Origin of the sequence: Halarchaeum grantii, from assembly GCF_014647455.2 — an archaeon.
GTDB classification, from domain to species: Archaea; Halobacteriota; Halobacteria; order Halobacteriales; family Halobacteriaceae; genus Halarchaeum; species Halarchaeum grantii.
Genome location: NZ_BMPF01000004.1, coordinates 109172 through 133021 on the forward strand (window position 1 = coordinate 109172; position 23850 = coordinate 133021).

Below are 23850 nucleotides of genomic sequence, written 5' to 3' on the forward strand. Positions count from 1 at the left end.
ATTTCTATTTCTACTTGAAACCCCGTTGTCGTCGCGCGGATTTCTATCAGCTTAAATCTGCGCGACGAACCTCTACCAGATTTTAAGCCCGTTATTTTGCTCTCTGTACCTTCGAGATCGTCCAAAGGAAGGTAGAGGTACAGGGTGCAGATGCCACGGGCTATGACTGGCTGGAGGATGGGATTTAGTTCTGTTCAGCCGATATTCACATCTGTATATTAGGATGTTTCTGTGAGGGGTGTACTGAGGAGAAGCGGCATAGCGATGCGCCGTGTTTAACCAACAAATTGGGGAGCCCCGTCCGGACGTTGGTTAACAGTGAGGGGAGGTTCGGATAGTGTATTCAGTCTCAGTTTCGAAGCTGCCGGCGGTCTGTGGTATTTGCCTTCGACGAAATAGAGTGCATGCTCGCTACAGTATTGATGGTGCGATGAGCGTGTTCAGCAGCTCACTCAATCGGCTACTAAGAACTTCCAGAAGGAGCGGCGTCCGCATGCAATACTGGAGGGTTGGATGAACTCCCGGTGGAAACCGTGGGTGCTCAAGGGCGTGGCGGGAGTGATGCGGCGTAATGGGGTTTGCCGATCCGGCATCGCAACCACGAATCACCGATCTGTCGGGAATTGATCCGATCGACTTCAAGATTCAAAATACACAGTTCCTGAAGAGCGATGCGGAGTACGAGCAGACCGGCGCAGAACAGTTCGATGTACTCCGTCATCGAATCTGGGTGACGCGCAATGGCGATATTCAGCGTGTGCTTGATGAGTTCCCGCGAGATGCACCATTGTACGAGCAGTGTGCTGGCTGGATACATGCAATCGCCGGGAAGCACTTCTTTCCAGACGCGAACCATCGGACTGCACTCGTTCTGCTCCGCGAACTCCTTCGCCAGAACAACCTTACTCCAGGACAGTGGCCGGCGTCCATCTCGCGAGAAACCGTCCTACACTCTCATCAAGTCCGTCGACAGCTCCCCCCAGTCCGACTAGATACGCTCTATCGGCACGATCGACTCTTCCTCGTCTGGCTCCTCTACTTCAAAATCGTGCTGCAAAATGCCGCTCGGTGATGTCGTGTCGGACAGGCCGAGTTACTCCTCGTCGTCCTCGGGTGTCGCCGCGAACGCCTCGTACAAGTCTTCGTTCTCCGCCACATCCCGATTCATGCGGCGTTGGGCGTCTTCATGCATCGTATCCCTGTCTACGGCGCTCGTGGATTTAGTCTTTCGGGGATCGACGCCCGCACACTCATTGATGGGGCAGTCCACTTCGGAGCGGCGGACTGTCGCGACGGCGCCTCAGATGCACGACTACTCATCAGGGAGTCAACGACGAGACGCTTCAAGGGTCGTGGTACTCGGTTATGCGCCTTCCTCAGTCGTGTGTCTCCGCCGGTCGTGTTTGTCGCCCCTAGTAGGGGTAGAGGGGCCATTGAGCGCCTCCTCAAGCAATTATGTCCGAGCACGACCAGCGACACGGAACGCGGCGTCGCGATGCAGAACTCGAAACGGAACAGCGCCCACGAACACCACTTCAACTCCACGTGCCCAACGACGTCGGCGAGTTCGCGATCCGGCGGTTCGTCGAAGGGATCACCTCGACGCTGAAGCAGTCTCCCGTCGGGGTGGAGTACACGTCGACGACACTCCTCGGCGTGACACGCACGCAGTACATCGCGCAGGACTCGGGGACGATGTTCCAGAAGCGACTGTATAACCCACGGCTGGGGTGGCGCGAGGAGTCCGTCCGCCAGCTCACCGTGCAGGATGAACTCGTCGCCCGACTCACGCTCGATCGGCCGGTCGAGGACGGCCAGTGGGCGCGACGCCGCGACTGCTGTCGGATTCGTCCCGTCGGCGTTCTTCGGCGTCGCTAGACGAATTCTTAACCAACGCTCTCCGGTTCATCGATCATCCGTTGGTTAAGCCTGAGACTGCGCACGCAGGATTCGGGAGTTGGTGGGAAGGTTCACAAGCGCATCGGTCGTACACTCAGCCACGGCCATCAAGTCCCAATGACGCGCTTCTCAGATCCATCCGACCCACGACCCCCACTCCCAGACTGGGTGCAAGAAGCCTACCAGCTGCTCGCGGATGCAGCAGATGGCCCGCAGAGCGCCCTCACGTATGAGGAGGCGTATGCACTCCTCGATGAGGCAGATACATTCTCTGCGGACCATAGTGATAGCGAGTACGCCGTCAAGCGCCTCCTCAACCGTGGCTATCTCTACGAAGCCAATGGCACGCTCCGTGTCACCGAATCCGTATTTAAGTGAAGGACTATCAGTCGGCCGTTCCGTTCAGAGAATCGACTTGACTCTGACGACGAGTGGCAAGAAGACTTCCAGCGCTATTGGTATCCCAGACTCCACGACTCGCGTGGGTGGTCGAGTGGGGGACGACCTTGACTCGGCACGTCAATCCTCCTAGCGGGTGACACGGCAGCCGATCGAGAGTTGATTACAGGCTGAAAATCCTGTGGGAGAGTAATGCCTATACGGGTGGTGTTTTGAAAGTGTAAGAAACTGAAAGCACCCTCGTACCCTCCAAAAGTACGAGTCGTCCAATGCACCCTCCAAAATGCGTCTGAAGCAGTTAACACCCTCCAAAGGTGGAAATGAACTTGCTCCGGTAGACGTGCTTTCAGGAAGCCGTCCCGTTGTCAGGGGGCTACAACTATTCTAAAGAGGTTTGAGTATATACACTTGTCGTGAGTCTGAGAAGCATAGCTCCGAGAGAAGGCGCCACACAATCCCGCAGACGTCTCACTGAGCGCCTACCGTGAACGACCGGAGGGAGCGAACGGACCAAGAGCCGACCAAAGGGAGACTCGTGGGCGTGTAGTCGACCCTTCCCGGCGAGCCAACAGCGAGCGCAGGAAAAAGCTCGCACACTAACCAATCATCTGTTCCGGTAGAGCTAGTCCCGGACCAACAGGGTCGAAATCCCATGACACAGCTTCGCGGCTAATCGCTAGTGACGATACCCGTAGCGGCGCTGCCAGCTATGGACTATCCGTCTTAACCAACAGACGCAGCAATTACGGATAATCTGTTGGTTAAGACGTGGGGTGCTTGACCAGTCGTATTCGTCGCGTAGTCGTTTCTCGGCGCCACCGAGTGCTGCGGCGCGCACACCACGCGTCGTGAGTTCTCATCGATGACTGGACCCGATCGATACGACGACACGAGCGACGACGCCGAGCGCTTCGAACACAACCAACTCGCCCGCGACCGCGATCACGGACTCCAAACGGACGACCTCACCGAGGCAGACGCCCGCACACTGATCGCCGACCTTCTCGAGGACGACGTCGTGGTGGCAGTGCCGACCGACCGCGTGCTCGTTCACGCGCCGACGAACACAGTCTTCGAGGACGTCGTCCAGCTCGCCGCCTACCACCAGGGTTGGGAAGCCGGTCGCGACGACGGGGCGGATGCATGAGCCAGCAGACACTCGAGGGCTGTGCGTTCTGCGACGCCGGCCCCGACGTCCGCCTCGGCCAAGCCGGGTCATGGGGTACGGACGAACTCATCACCCACCCAATCTGTGTGGAGTGCGCGCTCCGCGAGCACCCAGACCCGGCCGAGAAACATCGCTTCGCGTGCGATGGCTGTGGCTGTCTCGTCGACGCCGTCGCCGCCCTCACCCGCTATCGCGTCCAACTCGCCCACCTCGAAGGCACGCTCCACCTCTGCGCTCGCTGCAGTCCCACCGGACCGACAACCTACTGGACTCGCGACCTTGAAGCACATCTTGTTCGAAAGAGATGGCTTGGCCCGACCGCACCGAGAGGCGCATCACCCCTAAATGGGTTACACAATATTTGATTCTATTGTGATATTACCATCTTCTGCAACTATTGTTGCACCTCCAAATGAATCGTCAACAAGTATAGTAGTCGTGGCAGACGCGTAGTTACTATTGACAGATGTTTTATACTTAAGGTGAGGTTCTGAATAAGTAAAGACATCAGGAATTTCTGTGACTCCACCTGCTGAAACGGGGACAGTTGTATCAACTACTACAGACTTATCTTGAGACACCGTAACTGAGAATGATATTTTCTGATCGCTAGTATTCACTACATCAAGATTGCGTATATCTGGCGACAGTGTTGTATTCTCATCCCAGCCAGAGAATGCATCATTCTGCGTTGAGCAACCGGATATGAGCGTCAAGCCGATCGTTCCAGTTGCCAATAGCGTCTCACGTCTCTGCATACAAGGATTGGTTCCCAAATATGTATATTCTTTCTGTCTATTGATGAACTCGGTGTGCGACACAGTAAGCGCCTAACGGGCCGGAAGACGAGTCCTATAATCGCTCGCGGTCGGTTCATGCTGAGTGTCGGTGCTCAGTCGTCCTCGGCGGCGAGTTCGGGGGAGGGAAGCCCGGCGCTCGTGATGGCGTACGTTAGCCACTCCTTGACGAGGGAGTGGATCGCGACGAAGAAAACAGTACAGACGACGATGAGGAACGCGACGGCGCCAATGAGCGCTAGCACGCCGCCAGTACTGAACAGGTCGAGCGCGAACACCGCAGCGAAACCAGTCGCGGTGACAATCGTCGCAATGTAGCCACCGATGGAGGGTTTCGAGGCCATCTGGGCGCTGTTGACCGACGCATACCTAAGAATTCCGTCAACAGATGATATAGACAGATTCCATGGTAGTGAGCGTATACTAACCAATAGTCTGAAGTTCATAGACCTCGGACTACAGGGTATGCCCGACGAGCCGACAGACGATCTGCTCCGGCCGGACGGTGGCGTGAATGCACTCCCCGGAGACGCCCTCACCACAGAGTCACTCGCTCCCGAGCGGCTCGCCCAGAATGCACCGGGGCTTGAGACTGTCGTCGAACTCCTCAATCACCCAGCGCTCACGCGCGTCTACGTCTACATTTGTTACTGGGGCCCGACGACACCACCCGACGTCCAAGACGACCTCGACCTCTCGAAATCGACGGCCTACGAATACATCGACCAGCTCGTCGACCTCGGTCTCATCACGCGGGACGATTCAACACGGCCACAGCGACTGACGGCCGAACCGATTGCTGTCGTCGACGAACACGCACCGATCGTCATCACGCCGACCGTCCTCCACGCGTTCGCCCTCCAAGAGATCGATACGGACGTCGCGTACTTCCTCGACCGCTACGGCATCGGGAAACTCGTCGCCGCACTCCGTGGTGCCGGCCTCCACTTCGCGGGCCAGACCACTCAGCGGATGGTCGCCGACGACATCGACGTTCGCGAGACGGAAGCGATGATGATCATCTACGCACTCGTCCCTGCCCTTGCCGTCGGCCGAGACCACGACCCCTATTTCGAGTATCTCTTCCCCGACGTCCACGACGCGATGGAGCTTCCCAATCTTGACGAGCGGGAGACGACACCGTCCCCACCGGACGACGGATGAGTGCAGACTCGCCACTCGCACCCGACCAAGACGTCCTCGTCGACGCGAATATCTTCTTCGCAATTGGGCATCCCTCAAACCCACAGTATCAGCGGTTTCGACGCGCAGTCCGGCGTGCGAGCGTCGTCCTCCAACTCCCGCAGCGTGTTGTCGGTGAACTCGGTGGGCCGAATCGAGACCGCGTCCGTCGCGCACTCGATGAAGGCTGGGCAGAGATCATCGATGCGCCAGACCCGACAGCAGGAGATGCCGTCGCTGCGAGCGACATCGCACGGCGAACAATCGCCGACGTCACCGGCCAACCCGAACACGAGGTCGAGAAAACCGACGCAATCATCGCCGGGCTCGCCATCCAGTACGTCCGCGAGCAGGCATCCACCGACGTCGTTGTTCTCACCGACGATGGACCAGCACGCAACGGCGTCGAAAACGCAGTCCGCGCACAAGGCTATACCGATACGATCACCGTCTACGGCCGCTCGGACATCATCGGCGACGACTCCGGCGACACAATGCGCCTCATCTAATCGTAACAGCCACCAGCATGCTCGGCTGGCCTATCAGTCGACGTGACGCGATTCGAGACGGCGTTTCGCTTCGTGGAGTTCAGACAGCCGTCGCGTGATCGTTCGCCACTCACTCAATCGGTCGTAGGCCTCGTCACGGTCGTCAGAGTCGACGTCCGCGAGTGCGACAGCGTCGGGCGAGGCTGCTTCGAAGGACGCTGCGAGGTCGCGCTCTCGCTCACGATACTCCGTGATTGCGTCCGCGATTGCCGCCGGCGTTTCGAACTCCCGCGTCAGTTCGGTAATCCGGCGGAACTCGACGTACGCCTCATTACGCACGAAGCCCACCGGGTCGTCCGTGGCTTTCTCGAGGATGCCGCGTTCGACGAGCCACTCGAGATGTGGCCGTGCCTCCGCCGTCGCGCAGTCAGCCCGCTCTGCAATCTCCGTAGCCGACGTCGGCGCCGTCGACGCCATCGCAACCTCGGAGACGCGCTCCACCACCGTTCGTGCTTCCAGTCTCGTCTCCCACTCTCCGGTGAGGTCGAGATCTGGCGGGGTTTCCTCCGACATCACCCGTCACTACGTCGTTGACCCCCAGTAGTTTGTGGGTGCTCGACTTGCTGAATGGCAGAGTCGGAAGCAGGGACCGCTCGCTTCTTCACCGACTTTACTGGAAACGGTGGTGTGTCGAACGCTCCAATTAGCGGTCTAAAGCGCCTTTCCAGACCGTGATCCACCGGCCTCGGTGTAATACTGCTGGAGGCGGCACTCGGATCGCGACGGCGGGTGCGTCGTCGTGTTAAGCCCGGCTGGGTGGTTCGATTCGGCTTGACGTCAGCCTCCCTCAATAGGGGAGGAGCGTCAATCAGTCGTCAGCTGTGTAGGCTCCGCTCCGGTGTTCGATTCGGTGAACTTCAAGGACGAGCGCGTCCCGGTCAAGAACACACGCAAGTCGATACTGCCCGACGCGAAGCTTCTCGAACGGGCCACCAGTCAGTGGTTCAAGATAGTCGTCCGGATCCCGCCATGGGTCGTCGACAATCTCGTCGAGCTTTGAAACAATCCGATCCTGAACGTGGTGTTCCAGATTGTCGAACTGCGTGGCAGCGCGTGGTGTGAACTTCCACGTCCACTCGTCATCCTTACTCCCCATCCGTACCGTCGTCCATCATCGCCAGCACGTCCTCACGAGACACAAGCTCCTCGTCCCCAGTCCGAAGTTCGTGTTCGCTTGCGGCAATCTGCTTCCAGCCCTCACGCGAGAACTCCGGATGCTTGACCGCGTCTCGTGCTGCATAGCGGAGGAATTCACTTCGTGAATTGAAGCCTTGTTCTTCCCACGTCGTGTCGATATCATCAAGGAACGCTTGCGTGAGTCGGAGATTAATTTGGACAGTCTCCGGCCCGTCATTCCCCGTTGAGCTTTCGGCATCAGACATGATATACTAGTGCTTTACGTCCGTATATCAGATAAACATTCCCCACGAGAGTCTAGCCCGTCAGACGCTGGCGGACTCGTTTCTGAGTGTGCTGTCCGGTTCGTACCAGACTCACAACGGCAATACGCCGATTAGGGGCACACTCGGTTGACCGGTGTGACGCGACGGTTCGCCGCGCTCGGCGCGTGCCGCCGGTCGCCTGCTCACGGTTCACGGTGTTCACCGTTCGCGTCGCTCGCGACCGACCAGTCCGGGCATGCGGGCGCTCTCCGCACCGCCCGCGCCCGGTCCGGGCTAAAATGGATATGGTCTCGACGCCAGCGCTTCACCCGTTCGGGTCCAGAGGACCGCGGCGTTGCCGCCCGCGACGGACGGGGTTGCGTCGCGGCGAACGGGGAATGCGCTGGCCGCTCGCTCCCGGCGGGTCGCCGCGCGCGGCTGGATAGTGGCCGCTGTGTCGAGCGCTCTCGCTCGCCCCCACGGGGGGCGAGGCGAAGGCGCGAGCGAGAGCGCAGAGACGTCACTGTCGGTCGTTGTGCCGAGGCCCCCGCGATGTTGGAGCATCGCGGGCGTCAGCGCGTAAGCGCCTTCAGAGGATTACTGCAATGTCGAGTCAGAACGCGAGTCAGAAGGTTGTTTCGGTGGATGAACAGTTTGGCGGCGGCGAGCGCGAGACGGTCGACGAAGACGGCCTCACGGTCGTAGCGGAGACGCCGGCGTTCCAGGCCACGGTCCAAGAGGAGACGCAGGCGAAGGTCGACGCGAACCACCCGGACGGAATCGCGGACGCGAGTCAGGAGCGGATTCCCGGTGTGACGCTTGCACAGGAGGAACGCATCAAGGCGCGTGAGGCAGAACTTGAGCGGATCAGCTCTCAGGCGGAGCTGGGCGAGCAGGAGGGACGTGCCGAGCGGGCGCGCGACGTCGCGGCCGAGCGGAGCGCCGCGTGGAGCAGGGAGTTCGAGCGGCGCGCCGCCAGCGTGGACCAGTCGCTGAGTCCCGATCACGACCCACGTGAGCAGCTCTCGCAGGACGAACTCGGGGCGGTGAACGAGCAAGCCTCCAGGTTGGCGGGCGAGCTCGATGGGTGGTCGCGAGCGGCGGTCAGCCGGCGGCTCGCACAGGCGGTGCGCGACGGCGCGGACATCCCCAGTGCCGTCCTCGACGTGAAAGACGAACTTGAGGCCGCACCTGGACAGATCATCCCCATCGATCGGGTTGGCGATGTCGATCGGCAGGAGGTGAGTGTTCGCGGACGCGTGAAGACGCTCTGGACGCCCTCGAGTGCAAAGATTGCCCAAGTCGGCCTCCTTGAAGATGACTCTGGGACGGTCAAGTTCACGGTCTGGGAGAAGAGCGCGCAACCAGCGGTAGCCGAAGGCGAGACCGTGTGCATTCGGGGAGCTGCCCGAAGCTGGTACCAAGGCCGGGTGTCCGTCACGTGCACCGGCTGGACCACCATCAACTTCCCTGGGCGCGGCCGCTACTGGGAGTAGCACGACCAGCGTAGCCTCTTTCTTTTTGTCTGCCGGACCAGACCAAGCCCCGCCGTCCCACCCTCCGCTCCGTGCTCGCTCCCACACGGGTCGCTGCGCGCGCAGCCACAACCCGAATCGGGGGAGTCAGAACCGGCGCCGAGCAGATTCGAGGTCCGGGAGATCGAGGACCTCTTCGAACTCTCCTGTATGGCGAATATGGAGAAGCGACTGCACGAAAAGAAGCCCGTCCGGAAGGACCTCTATAACTTCGCACGGATGGTGATGTGGCTGCCGCAGTACCAAGACAGCAGCCTCGACGAGATTGTCGCGGACCTCAAGGATGTCTTCTCCCGGTGGCCGTGGTACGACGAGCAGGAGACCGAATACCAGGTTCGCTACGAGTTCTCGAACACCATCAACGGCGACACGCCGTTGCCGATGAACTGCGATAACGACGATCTGCAGCGCTACTGCATCGGTCAGGACCAGTGTCCCTACTCGATCTGGGGCAGTCTCCCGTTCCCAGACGAGATGTACGAGCAAGTTGAGGAGGAATCAGCTGGGCCCACTGAGCAATTCTGAACTACAGATGTGTTATCGTTCTTGACCTACATTACTGGCTGAAAGGCCGGCATTTATTCCTGAGGCAGACTCAAGCTATCTGAACCTGCGTGGAGTCCTGGAGACGTTTCTTCACCCCGGCACGGTGAAGAGCACCGATGACAAGTAGTGCATCCTCAACAGAGTTCTCCTCGCTGTACTCCTCAACGTCGTAGGCCATCCTCATGTCTCTGGCAGCCATCGTTCCAGTGGCGAAAGCACCGAATATCAGAACAGCAGCCGCGACAAAGACAGAGGGGACAAGTACAGGGATTGGCACCCACTGAAACGTCTCAACGACCTTCGGCAAAGCGAATATCGCCAACATCACGATGCCATAGTGAACCAGCATCCACAGCAGCCGGTACTCATCGATCACATCAAAAAGATCCAAGTCCACCTCCACGATCTCCGCGTCGTATTCCTCCGCCAAGTCGTATACGAGATGAGAATCATGGAAGCCTGCGATCTTGAACAATTTCTGGCCCAGCAGCATCAGGTACAGAGCTGCGACCAAGAGAGGGACCATGATCAGGTTCGCCAGGTGCTCTAATTTCCTAGGCCTCTTTGCCAAGGGTGCCTCGACAAAGATGACATCAAGCCGGTCGAAATCATTAGCATCCGAGTCTTTTCTTCGGGAAGGGAGAGTGATATGATTCCCGCCGGAGATATGGAGCTCTGTTCCAGCCATCACTGAGTATGTGTACGGGAAATGGTTTATAAGGCCATCCTCAGTCTATTCGAGTATGCCAATCGACGTAGATTCTGAAGAGTGGAAGAAGGGCCGCCGACTGGATCCGCTTGAAGTCCACATCACTGACTTTCTACGTCACAATGACGAGCAGGCCTTCACGTTAGAAGAAATAACAGACCACATTATCGAGGACGAGGCGGATGCCCTGTTCCTGTTAGACGGCGTCGACGAAGAGCAGGCACTCGAAGAAGTGGACGAGGAGACGTACGGATTGATCAAGTCCCGTATCGCGATGAAGCTGGAAGATCTCGGTTGGAGAAATTTCATCGAATGGAAGGTCATAGGGTACGAGGACGACGATATCGGCACAGTCTACTTTACGAACTCGGACAAGGAACCGGTTTCCCCCCTCGCCAAGATTCAGGACGTCTATCCACGCAAATTCAGTGGCATAGAAGAAGACATTGAGGATCTCGCTGACGATGTAGAGGAACTGCAGTACGCGGTCAACAATCTCCGCAGAGAGAACTATTAGCCCAGAGAATGAATGAATCCGACCGAAAAATCCGTAGAGAGGTCCTGAAGTACATCTACGACAAGTTCGAGGAATCGGTCCTCGACAGGGCAGGTACAGAAGGCCTCTACGGAAAACTGGACGAGGTTGACCAGAACGAGATTAATTACAACGTTGTCCGCTTGAGAGATGAGAGGCAGATCGACTTCGATATCTCAACGGGCGGAATATACGGTTTGGAAATAACTGCGGACGGAATCGAGAAGCTGGATCAAGACGGCTACGAGACAGTCTTAGAGGACCAGATTCGGTACGATATACTGAAGCTGCTGTACGAGGCTGACCGCGAACATCCGTTCCGGTCGGTCAAACTCTCCAGCGAGGAGATAGCTGAAGAATTAGATGTCGATGAGGACCGAATCCTTCCCGCAATTGGATACTTGGATATGAAGGAGCTCGTTGATGCAGCTGTAGGATCTAGGCCTGAGGCCACGTACCGTGGAGTCGAAATCACGGGGAGAGGTCGGAATAAGTACGAACTACACGTTGAAGATGGGACTTCCATTCCGAACACGCAGCCGCTGACACGGTGGACACAGCATTCGGTAGGGCCAAATGAACCCGAGAAGGCCCAAAACCTGTTCCAGAGCGTAGTCGAGGTCGCCCAAGAGAAGATTACTATCGTCGATTGGTACTTCAAAGAACCTGCCTACGATCTTTTGGAGGGAGTTCCGGACACGGTCAATATTGAAATTCTTACATCGGAGAGAGCGTTCGATGATGAAAGCAAGTACCGCGACTTGGTAGCTGACTTTTCGGAAGGCAGATCCGGCGAGGTCGATGTCCGGTATGTCGAGTACTACGACTTCGAAGCCCGACTGTTCCATGCTAGGTATCTCGTGAGGGATGAGATCGAGGGATGGACGTGGGATCAGTCGTTCAAAGATGCAGGAGAGACTCAGCATACGGTCAGCGAGGTCAGGCCTGTGAACTTGGAGTCGACGATGGAGACCTTCCAGGCGGCCTGGGAGCAAGGTGAGCAAGTCAATGGTTAGTAAGCCGATTACAATCGCCTTGCCGAGAAGTGAGGATGGAATGACGGGGCGTCAATGCCCTCGCTGTGAAGGAAAATTCAGGGTTCATCTACCGACTGTTGAGGACCAATGTTACCTGAATCTACGGTGTCCGTACTGCAGGTTCATCGATCGCTTGGACCGTTTCTTGACTGGTGAGCAACGGGCATACTGGGAGGCTATTGGACGTGATGAAACCCTCCAATTAGCATCTGATGTCACGGAGGAGGTCTTCTCAGAAGCCTTTGATGATCTGGATGGCGGCGGCCTACTCGATTTCGAGGTAGAGACAGGAAGTGTAGATTTTGGAGGTACTCATATCCCATCCTGGCAGCTGGATGTGATGACCGAGGAGGTTATCTGCGGTGAATGTTCCTTCCGCTTTGCAGTGGAGGAGGATCGGGATGGCGTTTGTCCAATCTGTCGCTGAGTTACTCGTTTGGCTATTCAGCATGTCATCTGCAATTCACCACAACTAATGAATTGTAACGATTCCGTTAAATAGTAGAAGCTGATCCTACTGAATCCCCGTCGCGCAATTTTCAGCTGCTAACACGCCCGGGATCGGGGAAACAGGGGTGTTTCTGATTCGAAGTGCTGCACTGGGAGTACCTCGAGGGGCTCAGAACAGGTGAAGGAGCAACCCAGAGAAATTCAGATACGTTTGATATTATCCCCGTTACCCCGCCGTCGAGCAATTTTAGCAGTCGAAGAGCAATTCTCGAACTCGTCAAGGTATTTTCTACCGCCTCAAATCGGCCCGACGGGATTCTTCTGCGATTTGAGCACGTGATTTCGCCTTGCATATCGCGGTTTTCGTCCAAACAAAGAGGCGATATGCAGTGTGCGAAGGCCGCCGGCTCTCTCAGGCCGAGGGGCCATCACAGGAGGAGCGGAACTACGGACGTGTCAGATGTAGCGTATAGGTTGACCGGGTACGTTTCGGTGGTGTCTGTCGCCCCCGCGAGAGGGTGGTGGGGCGCATCACGTGCCCCCGATAGACGATGGCTTCGGAACAACGCAGGAAGACACGAGCAGCGGATCACGCAGGAACTACCCCCGACGATGAGGCGCCGTGGGCGGACCTCGAGATGGCGGTTCCGACCGACCGGGATCACGCGTCGGTCGTCGCCCTCGTGGAGTGTGCCCTCGTCGAACTCACGCACGAGACCGTGGGCGCCGTCTTCGTCGCCCACCAGGTCGGGCGGTCGACGCGGACGCAGTCCGTCGCCCGCGACGACGTCGGTGAGCAGTTCCAGAAGCGGCACGTCGACGACCCGTTCAAGACGAGCGCATCACCCAGCTCACGCGGTCGGCATCGACACGAACCGACGGGCTGCGGACCGAACGGGAACCGGCCCCAGCTTCACCGGCAAATCGGGGATGCCCTCGAGACCCCCCGACCGTCGGCTTAACCAACAACTCTGTGTTCCCCGTCGAAGCGTTGGTTAACACCTCGGCGCCGTCGACGTCGGAGTTGCGTCGACAGCTGTCCAGTTTGTCACCCCCGAGAGGGGTGCGGGGCGCGCTGCATCGGCGTCGCCGCGAGAAGGTGACACTGATGACGATGAGCGAGATCTACGATCGTGATTTCGACGAGGACGTCCAGTGCGGTCCAACTGATCCCTGTCCCGAGTGTGGTGGGCAGGTCAGAACGAACACGGCCGAAACCGTCTGTGACGACTGTGGCCTCATCATCGGCGAGCAGGCAATCGACCGCGGGCCAGAGTGGCACGTCGACGAGGGCGCCGACACGGCGAAGCGAACCGGCGCGGCACTCACGCCCGCCCGCCACGATCGCGGCCTCTCGACGGAGATCGGGACGCACCAGGACGCGAACGGTAACACCCTCTATGGCGAGACGCGTCGCCGCCTGTCCCGGCTCCGCCGTGAACACGCACGCAGTCGCTGGCGATCCAAACAGGAACGCAACCTCGGGCATGGCCTGACAGAGATCCGGCGGATCGCGAGTGCACTCGGCCTGAGCGACTCGGTACGCGATCAGGCGTGTCAGCTGTTCCGAACGGCGCAGGACCAGCACCTCCTCCCCGGGCGATCGATCGAGGCGATGGCGGCCGCGAGCGTGTACGGCGCCTGTCGGTGCAACGGGCAGTCGTGGCTCATCGCCGACGTGGCGCCGATGGCGCAGGTCGGACAGGAGCGTGTTGCGAACGCCTATCGCGTGCTCAACGAAGAGCTGGGGTTGCCGACATCGCCTATCCAGCCGACACAGTTCGTGCCGCGGCTGGCGTCCGAGCTGGGGTGTACAGATGCCGTCCGACGACGGGCAGAGCAGCTTGCTGAGCAGGCCATCGACGCCGGCGTCACAACCGGGGTACATCCCGCAGGCTTCGCTGCTGGGTGTCTGTACCTGGCGGCGTGTGCCCACGACGCCCCGTTGACGCAAGCCGATGCGGCAGCGGTGGCGGACGTGACGGTTGAGACCGTTCGAAGCCATCGCGATCGGCTGCTCTCCGTTGTGGAGTAGGCGAGATACGCTTTCGAACTTCAGGACCCCTGTTGACGGAAGGAGGCTGACATCCTCACACGACTGAAGTCGTGGATTCCACGGTCACAGACCGTGCCCCGACCTCGGGAGGTTCCACACTCGTGTAAACTACCCCACTCTACTCCCTTGGCGTGGTCCGAGGGAGCAAAGCTCTCTCGGCATCACGAGACGGCTTTCGTGGTCTCGAACGACTCCACGCTTCGGTCATTGAGGGTGTCGTCAGAACGCGTCGCGTTCTGATTGCTAACTAGAAATCGGAGATCCCTGATGATGGGGCTTTGCTGTGGGCTCCCGGCAATCAGTCTCCAGCAGTAGGCAGGTGCGTCTCCACTCCCCGACGTGGGCGAGGAGTGAAGTTTGTGGTGTTGCTTTCGAGCGTACTACGTCCCGGCGTTCTTCGCGACGGTGGAGGCCACATTCACCGGCTACCCGTCCATCTCGTCCTCGAGGAACGCGGCGAGGGTATCGGAGAGACGGACGAGATACGTCGTCCCCCACGTCGCGACGAGTACGGCGCCCACCGCGTTGAACAGCATGTCCGTGATCGTGTCGTCGATGCCGCGCTGTGCGAGCACGGCCTCGACGCCGAGATGGCGGGCGCTCTGATCGGCGAAGAACTCCAGTATCTCCCAGGCGACGCCCATCGCTACGACGAACACGATCGTGAACGCGAACATCGCCCACGGCGGGAGATACACTGACGGGACGTGGAGGTGGATCACTCGGAGCGTCGTGTACCCTGCGGCGGCGATGACGGTCGCCGAGTAGAGGTGCGTGAGGGTATCCCACTGCGAAAGCACGTCGTACAGGCCGACGGTGCCTAGGGCGTGGAGGAACACGGCACTCGTGATCCACAACGCGAGTCCCGGTTCGATCGGGATGCCGTAGTCGCGCTCAAGCACAGCGGGCAGGAACGTGATTCCGAGCATCGTCCCGGCGTTGACCAGCAGCGGGAGCTGACGGGTCCAGAGCCCGTAGAGGAACACGAGACCGAGCATGGCCTGCATCACCGCCGCGATTCGTCGTTGGCGCGCCGTCGAGAGGCTGAGCCGATCACTGATGAGCGCAGCTTGGGGGTCTCAGTCGGCGGCGTGTCCTCCGCAGCGATCCGGGAGTCGGGCGATCCGGGTGTGCGCTGGAAGTACCGGTAGAAGGCGACGCCGGCGACGACGCCCGCGACGGCGACGGAGAGGAACTCGATCATCACCGCCCTGTTGATCGCCATTCCCGATCGACCGTCGAGCAGGAACGACGTCCCGAGCAGGACGTCAGCGCTCCAGCGGAGGATCTGGCGGACGCTGGCCACCGCCAGCGTGACTAGGACCGTCAGCACGACGCTCAGCCACGGAACCAGCCGGAGGTCCGTGAACAGGTGGAGTTCGACCACGAACAGCAGTCCCAGCGTGGCCGTCGAGAGGCTCGGAACGATCGCCGTCGCCGGACCGCTCGGGATGAACACCTGCCAGAGCAGGGGGAGACAGATCAGGCCGAGGAACTGCCACGGTGGCACGACGGTGGGGTCGCGAAACGCGACGGCAGGTGCCAGGACGATGGCGATAGCGATGATAGTCAGTAGTGTCGCCCCGTACTGACCGGTCGACACGTCACGGGCGAGAGCACCGATCAGTACTGCGACGAACAGCCATGACAGTACGGTATTGGCCGTCGAGTTCGTAAAGAGCGCCGCGAGCCTGTCGGTCTCCGCCATGGGCGACGGGTCGTTCGGCTGAGTGCCGATTAAGCGTTCTGCCGAAGACGACACCCCACTTGACCTCCTCCCACCCCTGAAGAGGTGGGGTTCCGCTCGCTACGTGTCAGAACAGGCCGGGAACCAGAACGTACGTCAGCAGCATCCCGAACAGGCCGGCGAAGACGGCGAACAGCGCCATCGGGACGATCGCTTTCCGCAGGAGGTCGCCTTCACGCCCAGTGATTCCAACGACGCCACAGATAGCGGCCACGTTCAACACCGAGACCATGTTTCCGAGGCCGCCGCCGACGTTCTGCAGGCTGACGGCGATCACCCGGGAGACGCCGACCGTCTCGGCGGCGTTGTACTGGAGTACGCTGAAGAGGATGTTTGAGGACGTGTTGCTCCCCGTCATGAACGAGCCGATAGCGCCGATCCACGGCGAGATGAGCGGGAGCAGGCCGCCGGCGCCCATCGCGAGCGCGCGGCTGAGTGCCTCCATCATGCCGAGGAGGTCGGCGGTGTTCGTCTGCGACTGAATCATTATCTGTGTCATCGAGACGGCGATAATGAGCGTGAGGGCGGCCGGAGCGATCTGCTGGATCGACCGTTGCCACGCTGCCCCCATCTGTGTGGTGTCCATCTTGTGAAGGAAGCCGGTGAGGATCGCGATGGGGATGAACGGCATCGTTCCGGGGAGATAGAGGTACTGAAGAGTGTATCCGAGTTCAGTACCGAGGATCGAGTCGAGACCGACGGAGAAACTCTGGATCCAGTCGAGGACGGCGACGCCGGCGACGGTGAGGTCCGGCCACCGCGTGACGAGCAGTGCGAGCGCAACGAGCAGGTACGGCGTCCACGCCAACAGCACAGACATCTCCTTTTTGGGTTGGTCACGGGACACCTCGTCAAGATCGAGGCCGCCGAGCCACGTGTCGCTCCAGGTTGATTCCTCGGGGAAGTCCCACTGGTCATCAGGGATGAGGATATCGTTGTTTGCGAGCAGGAGACCGATGCCGAGCACCACGAACCCCGCAGCGATATCGGGGAGTGCAGGCCCGACGAACCACGCGACTACAAGCTGTGTGCCGCCAGTGACGACGCCGAGCAGGAGCGCGAACGGCGCGATGGAGAGAGTGCTCCGCACGGCGGTTCCGATGTTGCGTTCACCGTCACCGTTCCCGAACCAGTACGTCAGGAAGAACACGCCGAGCAGTCCCCAGAACACGTACGTCAGTCCCGTGACGACGCCAGTCCACGCAGAGACCATCGAGAGGAACTCGGATACACTCATCGACCCGGACAGCGCTGGGTCGATGACGGCACCGGTGCCGCCGATGACAGGCGTGCCGGCGGCGCCGAACGGCGGGTTCGGGGCGTTGAAATAGAGCCCGAACACCGCAGCGGCCAACGGGGGGAATCCGAGGCCGATGAACAGCGGTGCGGCGAGTGCGCCCGGTGTCCCGAACCCGGCTGCACCTTCGATGATGGTCATGAACCCGAGACCGATGAGCAGCACCTGGATGCGCCGGTCCTCTTCGATCTGCCCGAAGTACCACCTGATCGTAGCAATAGCGCCACTGCCCTCCAAGTAGTTCATCAGGAGGATCGCCCCGAAGACGATGAGGATGATGTCGACGGCCTGCAGCGCGCCGTAGATGGCCGACGCCACCAACCAGGTGGGCTCCATACTCCAGTACGTGAGCCCGATTCCGGCCGCGAGCAGCCACCCGACACCCATTGCGCGGGCGGCGGACCACCGGAGTCCAGCGAGCAGTACGAACGCGACGCCGATCGGGACGACGCCGACGAGAGCCAGTATGAGAACATCAGGCATGGTTGGAACTCTCTACTATTTGCCCATCGCACAACCAGCCATATGTAACTTACTTTCTGTATGATATGTATCTGCAAATACGGCCGGATCGGGCGATTATCCATAACGAAAGAAAATCATGGTCGGGCCGGAGAGGAAACACCCATTAACTGTTGGTACAATTTTTTGGGACATGTCAGCCGAGCCAATTGCGACCTTCGAGTCGTCACTCGACGAAGTCGGCGTCGAACTCGTGCGAACCACGGCCGACGAGTTCGCGTCGACGCTTTCACCCCTGCTCGACGCGCCCACAGTCGGCACCTCACTCCCCTTCGAGACCGTCTCGCTGCCGGACAGCGTCGAGACCGATCCGTCGATCGCGGACCTCGAGGCCGCGGCGACCGGCGTCACTGCTGCCGGCTACGGCATCGCCGACTACGGTTCGGTGATCATCCAGGGCGGTACCGACGGTGAGGAGCCGGTGAGTCTCTACGCGGACGAACACGTCGCCGTCGTCGCCGCCAGCGACGTACTCCCGGACATGGACGCGACGTTCGACCAGCTCGCCGAGGACATCCGGAACGGCGTCGGACAGTCCATCATCGCGACGGGGCCGAGCGCAACCGCAGACATGGGCGCGCTCGTGACGGGCGCTCACGGCCCGATGGATGTGACGGTCGTACTTCTGGAGGGCAAGTAGATGAGCGCCGACACCCGCCGGCAGAAGGCCGAGCGCATCCGCCATCTCCTCGACACCGAGGGCGACGCCGTCCACGAGAACACCCAGGTCTTCAACGAGGGCCGGTACGAGTCCACCGCGAATCTCGATGACTACGACGAGTTGAAAAACGAGGCTCGTGCCATCAAGGAAGACGCCATCGAACGCCTCCCTGAACTGATCGACCAGGTCACCGAGGCCGTCGAAGCCAACGGCGGCAGCGTCTACGTCGCCGACGACGCCGCCGATGCGAACCGATACATCACAGAGGTCGTCGACGGTCGCGACGTGGTGAAGTCAAAGTCGATGACCAGTGAGGAGATCGAGGTCAACGAGTCGCTTGAGGCACGCGGCGGGGACGTCTGGGAGACCGACCTCGCAGAGTTCGTCCTCCAGGTCGCCGACGAGGCCCCCTCACACATCGTCGCCCCGGCGATCCACAAGTCCCGCGAGGAGATCGCAACCCTGTTCAACGAGGTGTTCGACCCCGAGGAACCCTTGGAGACTGCCGAGGAACTGACGCGATTCGCTCGTGAGTACCTCGGCGAGAAGATCCTGGACGCCGAGGTCGGGATGACGGGCGCGAACTTCGTTACCGCGGACACCGGCACGCTCGCGCTCGTCACGAGTGAGGGGAACGCCCGCAAGTGCGTGCAAGCGACGGACACCCACGTCGCAGTCGCGGGTGTCGAGAAACTCGTCCCGAGTGTCGAGGATCTCCAGCCGTTCGTCGAACTGATCGGGCGGTCCGGGACCGGCCAGGACATCACCTCCTACGTCTCGCTGTTCACCCCGCCGAGTGACTCCCCCACGTTCGGCGGGAACGAACTCGAATCCGGCGACGACCGCGAGTTCCACCTCGTGCTCATCGACAACGGGCGGATGGAGATGCGCGAGGACGATCAGCTCCGTGAGACGCTGTACTGCATCCGGTGTTCGGCGTGTGCGAACTCCTGTGCGAACTTCCAGCACGTCGGCGGCCACGCCTTCGGTGGCGAGACGTACTCCGGCGGCATCGCCACCGGCTGGGAGGCCGGCGTCCACGGCGAGGACAGCGCCGCCGAGTTCAACGACCTCTGTACGGGTTGTAGTCGGTGTGTGAACCAGTGTCCGGTGAACATCGACATCCCGTGGATCAACACGGTCGTCCGAGACCGCATCAATCGCGGGAAGGACGGCGACCTCGACTTCCTCGTGGAGGGGCTCACTCCGGACGAGGAGCCTGGTGGGGTCGACCTCCAGAAACGGCTGTTCGGGAACTTCGACACGCTGGCGAAACTCGGGTCGGCGTTCGCACCGCTCTCGAACTGGGCCGCACGGACCGGTCCCGCGCGCTCGCTGCTGGAGCGAACTCTCGGCGTCGACAGCCGCCGCGAACTCCCGGAGTTCGAACGTGAATCACTCGTGGAGTGGTTCGAGAAGCGGGGGCCACGCGTCAGTCGCGACGAGGCACGCCGACAGGTCGCACTCTACCCCGACGCGTACACGAACTACGTGCGCACGGAGCGCGGGAAGGCGGCCGTCCGCGTCCTCGAGGCGCTCGACGTCCGCGTCGACGTTCCGCCCGCAGGCGAGAGCGGGCGCGCACCGCTCTCACAGGGGATGGTGTCGACGGCCCAGTCCAACGCCGACGCCGTCTACGACGCGCTCGCGCCCGCTATCGCGGCAGGTCACGACGTCGTCGTCATCGAGCCGTCGGATCTCGCGATGTTCCATCGCGAGTACGAACGGCTCCTTCCGGAAGACGACTACGCCGCGCTGCAGGAGCACAGCTACGAACTCATGGAGTACGTCTACGGCCTGCTGGAGAACGGGGCGGACATCGATGTACTCCCTGGCGGCGACGACGAGCGGATCGCCTACCACAGCCACTGCCAGCAGCGGACGCTCGATCTCGAACCGTACACGGTGGCGGTGCTCGAAGACTGCGGGTTCGACGTGACGACCTCGGACGTGGAGTGTTGTGGAATGGCTGGAAGCTTCGGCTACAAGTCCGAGTACTACGAGCTCAGCGTGGACGTTGGCGAGACACTCGTCGATCAATTCACCACGGAAGACACCGCGGACCGTACTGTCGTCGCCAGCGGGACGTCGTGTCTCGAGCAACTCGACGCACTCCTCACGCGCCGGCCCGCACATCCGGTACGGCTACTCGATACACAGTAGTCCGGCCCGGATGAGAGGTCGCTATAGGGTGTTCCGGCGGCAGTAGTCTTCCCTTCCAGAGCTGTTCGGTCGGGGAGAGCGGGATGATTAGTGTGCTGTCACACTAACCGTTTCGCGCGGTAGCCTTCGTTTCTGGCAGGAGTAGGAACCGGAGCGACGCTGAAAGCAAGATGTCGGGGAAGCAAGCGAACATTCCTGCATGGACCTGCCAAGAACTCAACGGATGTGCTTTCTTCGACGCCCCGCCCGGTACCGAGACTGGCGAGGCCCATACCTAGGGACAGGACGAACGGGTCAGCCATCCGATCTGTGTCGACTGTGCGATCCAGACGGAGCCGGATCCCGACGAGTGCGATCACGTCGCCTGTGACGGCTGTGGGCTGGTCGTCGACACGCTCGCGGCGCTCACGCGGTTCCGGGTCGAACTGGGGCATCTGGAAGGCCCGATACAGTTGTGCGCCCGTTGTAGTCCGGGCGGGCTCGCGACGTACTGGACGCGCGATCTCGAGGAGCATCTCGTCGCGACGCCGGCGGAGTAACCCCAACACTCTTTACCGATTCGCTGTAAACTGTAATCAAGACCGAATCGTGTCACGCACCTCAAACCGCGCCGACGGCGACATCGTCCAAGACTTCCTCTCGGTCGCCGATCTCCTCGAAGAGCCACAGCTCGCCCAGCTGTACGCGTACCTCGCCCGGGAGGGGGAGGCGACCGTTCAGAACGTGATGGACGACCTCGAGCTCGCACAGGGAACCGCTTACAGCTACGTCAACCGGCTCGTCGACGCCGGCGTCGTCGACGTCACCGACGACGAGCAGCCCCGCCGGTACGCCGCTCGGGAGATCGACCTGACCGTGACGACGGCCGCCGGTGACCGCGAGTACACGATCACGCCGGCGCTGATCGACGCCGTCGGCCGCCGCGAGACGGACGCCGACATCGACACCTACATCGACCGCCACGGCGTCGCCGGCCTCGCGACCGCGCTCACCTACGCGATTGCTCGGGAGCGTGGGGAAGTGACCCACCGGTTGATGGCGGAAGATCTGGACATCTCGCCGCTGGCGGCGGAGATGATCCTCCAGGCGCTCCGCCCCGTCGTCCACGAACACTACGACATCGAGGAGGCCGGGGCAGGGGTCGAGGAGTTGGCCATCGACGGCGACGGTGCTGACGACGCGTGAGCCGGCTCCACATCGCTGACACCGGCCTGTTCGTCGCGGGGGGACAGCCCTCGAACAGTCGGTACAAGGCTGTTCGGCGGTTCGCTCGCCGGAACGACATCACCTTCGTCCTGCCCGAACGGGTGTACGAGGAGCTGACCGTCGACGAACCCGACGTCGAGGCACCACCCATCGACACCGCGATTGACGAGGGCTGGGCGACGATTGCGGCGCCACTGGAATTCTCAGAGCCGGTTGTCTCGCGGGTGATGGACGGCGTCCAGCGGTACATCGCGAACGCCGACGACCGCCCTGCCGACGAAGTCGAGCGTGCCGACGCCGCCCTCGCCGCCCTGGCTGCCCAGCATCTCAGCGCGGGGACGGCGACCGAGGTGTACATCTACACGACCGACATCGCGGCCGGCGAAGGCGCCGAAACCGTACTCGCGAGTGAGGGGTACGGTGACTCGGTGACGTTCGTGAACGGCTTCCGGTTCATCGAGGACCTGGTCGCCGGCGACAGCTGACTGATTGCTAGTCTGATTCGGGTGGAGAGAACACTCGAAAGCCCTCGGCCGCTCGACGTCCCGCGACCGCCGCTGCGCGCCTCGTGCCTGCGGTGCTTGCGGGGTCGGGGGACGGCCGAGGCGGCCTCGCCCTTTCTGAGTCCGCCAGGACTGTTGATGGCCCACCGAGCGACGTAGCCGGCTGAACGGGTGCGTACGTGACGGCCCGCCCCGCTCGCCGCTGCCGCCCTCCGCGTCGCTCGCGACCGACCATTCCGGGCGTGCGGGCGCTCTCTACACCGCCCGCGCCCGTTCCGGGCTAAAGTGAATGTGCCCTCGGCGCCAGCGGGTAAGCGCGAGGGGTTGCGCGGCGTGGCTGCTCACCCCCCACGCTTACTCCGCTGGCCGCTCGCTCCGGGCGTGTCGGCGCGCGGTGCTGGTTGGGGCCACTTCATGCAGGCGCGCTCTCGCTCGCGCCCGGTAGGGCGCTCGCGAAGGCGCGAGCGAGAGCGCGCAGATGGTTCTGTCGGTCGTTGTCGTCGGAAAACCGCGATGTAGGAGCATCGCGGTGTCGGCGCGTGAGCGCCTTCACAGGTACGGTGAGTACCCAATGTCTAGTACCAACTCGAGTCGCAAGGTCGTTACGGTGGATGAACAGGCATTCGAAAAAGCGGACGAGCAGGCTGTCGATGAAGACGGCTTCCCTGTGGTCGATGAGACGCCGGAGTTCGAGGCAGCGGTCGAGCAGGAGACGCAGGCGAAGGTGGATGCGAACCACCCGGACGGGATCGCGGACACGAGCGAGGACCGGATTCACGGGGTCACCCTCGAACAGGAAGAGCGCATTCGGGCGCGGGAAGCCGAACTGGAGCGCATCAGTGCCCAGGCCGAGCTCGGAACGCAGGAGGGTCGCGAGCAGCGCACGCGAGAGGTCGTCAGCGAGCAGTGTGGTCGTGACGAGCCGGCGCCGGCGGAGCGCACGGATCCCCGAGAGATGCTGACGCAAGACGAACTCGCGGCGGTCAACGAGCAGGCGATGCGGATCAGCGACGAAGTGCAGGGCGGCTGGTCGAGAGCGGTCGTCGCGAAGCAGCTGGCCGAGAAGGTGCAGCGCGGTCGGGACGTCACGAAGGCGGTGCTGGAGACCCTCGAAGAACTGAAGGCGGCGCCGGGGGCGATCGTGCCCATCGCGGACGTGCCGGACGTCCCGGTCGGTGAGGTGACGGTCGAAGGCACAGTGAGCGAACTCTGGGATCCCAGTTCCCCAGCAATCGCCCAAGTCGGACTCATCGAAGACGAAAGTGGACGTACGAAATTCACGATCTGGGAGCGCTCGAATCAGCCCGTGGTGCGTGAAGGGCAGACGGTCAGGTTCCGGGCAGCGGCCAAGAACTGGTACGAAGGCCGGTGCTCAATCGCGCTGACCGGGTGGTCGCGGGTCGAATTTCCGGAGCGCGGCCGGTGGTGGGAAGAGTAGCGAGCGAACTGGTCTCTTTCTTTTTCGGTGCCAGACCAGACCCAAGCCCCACCGCCCCACCCTCCGCTCC

Annotated in this window: 26 protein-coding genes and 3 pseudogenes; 20 read left to right on the top strand and 9 right to left on the bottom strand. The window is 61.2% G+C overall.

Features of this window, described 5'->3' with window-relative positions; all coding sequences use genetic code 11:
* Positions 1–571 precede the first annotated feature (571 nt).
* The 5 genes from IEY12_RS12910 to IEY12_RS16005 all read left to right on the top strand — a co-directional run bounded on the left by IEY12_RS12910 (position 572) and on the right by IEY12_RS16005 (position 3831).
* Positions 572–1072 (top strand): hypothetical protein, encoded by a 501-nt coding sequence (locus IEY12_RS12910; protein WP_188884089.1) that lies wholly within the window; start codon positions 572–574, stop codon positions 1070–1072.
* A gap of 473 nt (positions 1073–1545) precedes the next feature.
* Entirely contained in the window at positions 1546–1878 is a 333-nt protein-coding gene (locus IEY12_RS12915; protein ID WP_229871309.1) for a DUF8030 family protein, read from the top strand.
* Positions 1879–2067: 189 nt separating this feature from the next.
* On the top strand, positions 2068–2277 hold the full coding sequence (locus IEY12_RS12920; RefSeq protein WP_229871313.1) for a hypothetical protein: 210 nt from the start codon (positions 2068–2070) through the stop codon (positions 2275–2277).
* Between the two features lie 883 nt (positions 2278–3160).
* Positions 3161–3445: a DUF8069 family protein gene (locus tag IEY12_RS12925; protein WP_188884092.1), complete on the top strand. Its 285-nt coding sequence runs from the start codon at positions 3161–3163 to the stop codon at positions 3443–3445.
* Positions 3442–3831 carry a DUF7558 family protein gene (locus IEY12_RS16005; RefSeq protein WP_425433169.1) on the top strand — a complete coding sequence of 130 codons (390 nt, stop codon included), beginning with the start codon at positions 3442–3444 and terminating at the stop codon, positions 3829–3831. The genes IEY12_RS12925 and IEY12_RS16005 overlap by 4 nt, the downstream gene beginning before the upstream one ends.
* Here the strand turns inward: IEY12_RS16005 and IEY12_RS12935 are convergent.
* Positions 3817–4224 (bottom strand): hypothetical protein, encoded by a 408-nt coding sequence (locus tag IEY12_RS12935; RefSeq protein ID WP_188884094.1) that lies wholly within the window; start codon positions 4222–4224, stop codon positions 3817–3819. The genes IEY12_RS16005 and IEY12_RS12935 overlap by 15 nt on opposite strands.
* A gap of 134 nt (positions 4225–4358) precedes the next feature.
* A complete protein-coding gene (locus tag IEY12_RS12940) occupies positions 4359–4607 on the bottom strand; it encodes a hypothetical protein (RefSeq protein ID WP_188884095.1) in 249 nt (82 codons plus the stop codon).
* A gap of 121 nt (positions 4608–4728) precedes the next feature.
* Between IEY12_RS12940 and IEY12_RS12945 the strand changes: the two genes are divergently transcribed.
* Positions 4729–5427 (top strand): DUF7437 domain-containing protein, encoded by a 699-nt coding sequence (locus IEY12_RS12945; RefSeq protein WP_188884153.1) that lies wholly within the window; start codon positions 4729–4731, stop codon positions 5425–5427.
* Positions 5424–5954 (top strand): PIN domain-containing protein, encoded by a 531-nt coding sequence (locus IEY12_RS12950; protein ID WP_188884096.1) that lies wholly within the window; start codon positions 5424–5426, stop codon positions 5952–5954. Before IEY12_RS12945 ends, IEY12_RS12950 begins: the two co-directional genes overlap by 4 nt.
* 33 nt (positions 5955–5987) lie before the next feature.
* Here IEY12_RS12950 and IEY12_RS12955 read toward each other — a convergent pair whose 3' ends face one another.
* From IEY12_RS12955 to IEY12_RS12965, 3 genes are all read right to left on the bottom strand, one after another.
* Positions 5988–6506: a DUF7342 family protein gene (locus IEY12_RS12955; RefSeq protein WP_188884097.1), complete on the bottom strand. Its 519-nt coding sequence runs from the start codon at positions 6504–6506 to the stop codon at positions 5988–5990.
* 295 nt (positions 6507–6801) lie between these two features.
* A complete protein-coding gene (locus IEY12_RS12960) occupies positions 6802–7089 on the bottom strand; it encodes a type II toxin-antitoxin system RelE family toxin (protein ID WP_021780587.1) in 288 nt (95 codons plus the stop codon).
* Complete coding sequence (locus tag IEY12_RS12965; RefSeq protein WP_188884098.1) at positions 7079–7375, bottom strand: ribbon-helix-helix domain-containing protein; 297 nt, start codon at positions 7373–7375, stop codon at positions 7079–7081. Before IEY12_RS12965 ends, IEY12_RS12960 begins: the two co-directional genes overlap by 11 nt.
* 605 nt (positions 7376–7980) lie before the next feature.
* Here IEY12_RS12965 and IEY12_RS12970 point away from each other — a divergent pair.
* Positions 7981–8871 (top strand): DNA-binding protein, encoded by an 891-nt coding sequence (locus tag IEY12_RS12970; protein ID WP_188884099.1) that lies wholly within the window; start codon positions 7981–7983, stop codon positions 8869–8871.
* A gap of 98 nt (positions 8872–8969) precedes the next feature.
* Positions 8970–9435, top strand: a pseudogene (locus IEY12_RS12975) (primase-associated protein); the annotation flags it as partial.
* 70 nt (positions 9436–9505) lie between these two features.
* Here the strand turns inward: IEY12_RS12975 and IEY12_RS12980 are convergent.
* Positions 9506–10144, bottom strand: coding sequence for a hypothetical protein (locus IEY12_RS12980; protein WP_188884100.1), 639 nt, complete (start codon positions 10142–10144; stop codon positions 9506–9508).
* Positions 10145–10199: 55 nt separating this feature from the next.
* Between IEY12_RS12980 and IEY12_RS12985 the strand changes: the two genes are divergently transcribed.
* From IEY12_RS12985 to IEY12_RS13005, 5 genes and pseudogenes are all read left to right on the top strand, one after another.
* Entirely contained in the window at positions 10200–10682 is a 483-nt protein-coding gene (locus IEY12_RS12985) for a hypothetical protein (protein ID WP_188884101.1), read from the top strand.
* Positions 10683–10690: 8 nt separating this feature from the next.
* Positions 10691–11716, top strand: a complete 1026-nt coding sequence (locus IEY12_RS12990; protein WP_188884102.1) for a phospholipase D-like domain-containing protein — start codon at positions 10691–10693, stop codon at positions 11714–11716.
* A 166-nt stretch (positions 11717–11882) separates the two neighbouring features.
* A complete protein-coding gene (locus tag IEY12_RS12995; protein WP_188884103.1) occupies positions 11883–12164 on the top strand; it encodes a hypothetical protein in 282 nt (93 codons plus the stop codon).
* Between the two features lie 574 nt (positions 12165–12738).
* Positions 12739–13011, top strand: a pseudogene (locus IEY12_RS16010) (DUF8030 family protein); the annotation flags it as partial.
* Positions 13012–13295: 284 nt separating this feature from the next.
* The gene (locus IEY12_RS13005; RefSeq protein WP_188884154.1) at positions 13296–14222 is read left to right on the top strand and encodes a transcription initiation factor IIB; all 927 of its coding nucleotides are present in this window, start codon (positions 13296–13298) and stop codon (positions 14220–14222) included.
* A gap of 446 nt (positions 14223–14668) precedes the next feature.
* Here IEY12_RS13005 and IEY12_RS15765 read toward each other — a convergent pair whose 3' ends face one another.
* The 3 genes from IEY12_RS15765 to IEY12_RS13015 all read right to left on the bottom strand — a co-directional run bounded on the left by IEY12_RS15765 (position 14669) and on the right by IEY12_RS13015 (position 17770).
* Entirely contained in the window at positions 14669–15250 is a 582-nt protein-coding gene (locus IEY12_RS15765) for a DUF2238 domain-containing protein (RefSeq protein ID WP_206674357.1), read from the bottom strand.
* The gene (locus IEY12_RS15770; protein ID WP_229871325.1) at positions 15250–15951 is read right to left on the bottom strand and encodes a hypothetical protein; all 702 of its coding nucleotides are present in this window, start codon (positions 15949–15951) and stop codon (positions 15250–15252) included. The genes IEY12_RS15765 and IEY12_RS15770 overlap by 1 nt, the downstream gene beginning before the upstream one ends.
* A 106-nt stretch (positions 15952–16057) precedes the next feature.
* Positions 16058–17770, bottom strand: coding sequence for an L-lactate permease (locus IEY12_RS13015; protein ID WP_188884104.1), 1713 nt, complete (start codon positions 17768–17770; stop codon positions 16058–16060).
* Between the two features lie 172 nt (positions 17771–17942).
* On the opposite strand from IEY12_RS13015, the gene IEY12_RS13020 reads away from it, so the two are divergent.
* From IEY12_RS13020 to IEY12_RS13045, 6 genes and pseudogenes are all read left to right on the top strand, one after another.
* Complete coding sequence (locus IEY12_RS13020) at positions 17943–18449, top strand: LutC/YkgG family protein (protein WP_012289746.1); 507 nt, start codon at positions 17943–17945, stop codon at positions 18447–18449.
* Entirely contained in the window at positions 18450–20633 is a 2184-nt protein-coding gene (locus tag IEY12_RS13025; RefSeq protein ID WP_188884105.1) for an LUD domain-containing protein, read from the top strand.
* A gap of 170 nt (positions 20634–20803) precedes the next feature.
* Positions 20804–21172, top strand: a pseudogene (locus IEY12_RS16015) (DUF7558 family protein).
* A gap of 49 nt (positions 21173–21221) precedes the next feature.
* Positions 21222–21818, top strand: coding sequence for a DUF7437 domain-containing protein (locus IEY12_RS13035; protein ID WP_188884106.1), 597 nt, complete (start codon positions 21222–21224; stop codon positions 21816–21818).
* Entirely contained in the window at positions 21815–22324 is a 510-nt protein-coding gene (locus IEY12_RS13040; protein WP_188884107.1) for a PIN domain-containing protein, read from the top strand. Before IEY12_RS13035 ends, IEY12_RS13040 begins: the two co-directional genes overlap by 4 nt.
* Before the next feature lie 589 nt (positions 22325–22913).
* Positions 22914–23780: a DNA-binding protein gene (locus IEY12_RS13045; protein WP_188884108.1), complete on the top strand. Its 867-nt coding sequence runs from the start codon at positions 22914–22916 to the stop codon at positions 23778–23780.
* Positions 23781–23850 lie beyond the last annotated feature (70 nt).

What these genes read in the sequence shown, in the direction of transcription:
- IEY12_RS13045 (WP_188884108.1), top strand. Translation starts at nt 22,914, where the DNA reads ATGTCTAGTACCAACTCGAGTCGCAAGGTCGTTACGGTGGATGAACAG.
- IEY12_RS12985 (WP_188884101.1), top strand. Translation starts at nt 10,200, where the DNA reads ATGCCAATCGACGTAGATTCTGAAGAGTGGAAGAAGGGCCGCCGACTG.
- IEY12_RS12955 (WP_188884097.1), bottom strand. Translation starts at nt 6,506, where the DNA reads ATGTCGGAGGAAACCCCGCCAGATCTCGACCTCACCGGAGAGTGGGAG.
- IEY12_RS12940 (WP_188884095.1), bottom strand. Translation starts at nt 4,607, where the DNA reads ATGGCCTCGAAACCCTCCATCGGTGGCTACATTGCGACGATTGTCACC.
- IEY12_RS12960 (WP_021780587.1), bottom strand. Translation starts at nt 7,089, where the DNA reads ATGGGGAGTAAGGATGACGAGTGGACGTGGAAGTTCACACCACGCGCT.
- IEY12_RS12925 (WP_188884092.1), top strand. Translation starts at nt 3,161, where the DNA reads ATGACTGGACCCGATCGATACGACGACACGAGCGACGACGCCGAGCGC.
- IEY12_RS12965 (WP_188884098.1), bottom strand. Translation starts at nt 7,375, where the DNA reads ATGTCTGATGCCGAAAGCTCAACGGGGAATGACGGGCCGGAGACTGTC.
- IEY12_RS15770 (WP_229871325.1), bottom strand. Translation starts at nt 15,951, where the DNA reads ATGGCGGAGACCGACAGGCTCGCGGCGCTCTTTACGAACTCGACGGCC.
- IEY12_RS15765 (WP_206674357.1), bottom strand. Translation starts at nt 15,250, where the DNA reads ATGCAGGCCATGCTCGGTCTCGTGTTCCTCTACGGGCTCTGGACCCGT.
- IEY12_RS13025 (WP_188884105.1), top strand. Translation starts at nt 18,450, where the DNA reads ATGAGCGCCGACACCCGCCGGCAGAAGGCCGAGCGCATCCGCCATCTC.
- IEY12_RS13020 (WP_012289746.1), top strand. Translation starts at nt 17,943, where the DNA reads ATGTCAGCCGAGCCAATTGCGACCTTCGAGTCGTCACTCGACGAAGTC.
- IEY12_RS13005 (WP_188884154.1), top strand. Translation starts at nt 13,296, where the DNA reads ATGACGATGAGCGAGATCTACGATCGTGATTTCGACGAGGACGTCCAG.
- IEY12_RS12950 (WP_188884096.1), top strand. Translation starts at nt 5,424, where the DNA reads ATGAGTGCAGACTCGCCACTCGCACCCGACCAAGACGTCCTCGTCGAC.
- IEY12_RS12945 (WP_188884153.1), top strand. Translation starts at nt 4,729, where the DNA reads ATGCCCGACGAGCCGACAGACGATCTGCTCCGGCCGGACGGTGGCGTG.
- IEY12_RS12935 (WP_188884094.1), bottom strand. Translation starts at nt 4,224, where the DNA reads ATGCAGAGACGTGAGACGCTATTGGCAACTGGAACGATCGGCTTGACG.
- IEY12_RS12980 (WP_188884100.1), bottom strand. Translation starts at nt 10,144, where the DNA reads ATGGCTGGAACAGAGCTCCATATCTCCGGCGGGAATCATATCACTCTC.
- IEY12_RS16005 (WP_425433169.1), top strand. Translation starts at nt 3,442, where the DNA reads ATGAGCCAGCAGACACTCGAGGGCTGTGCGTTCTGCGACGCCGGCCCC.
- IEY12_RS12910 (WP_188884089.1), top strand. Translation starts at nt 572, where the DNA reads ATGGGGTTTGCCGATCCGGCATCGCAACCACGAATCACCGATCTGTCG.
- IEY12_RS12990 (WP_188884102.1), top strand. Translation starts at nt 10,691, where the DNA reads ATGAATGAATCCGACCGAAAAATCCGTAGAGAGGTCCTGAAGTACATC.
- IEY12_RS12970 (WP_188884099.1), top strand. Translation starts at nt 7,981, where the DNA reads ATGTCGAGTCAGAACGCGAGTCAGAAGGTTGTTTCGGTGGATGAACAG.
- IEY12_RS13015 (WP_188884104.1), bottom strand. Translation starts at nt 17,770, where the DNA reads ATGCCTGATGTTCTCATACTGGCTCTCGTCGGCGTCGTCCCGATCGGC.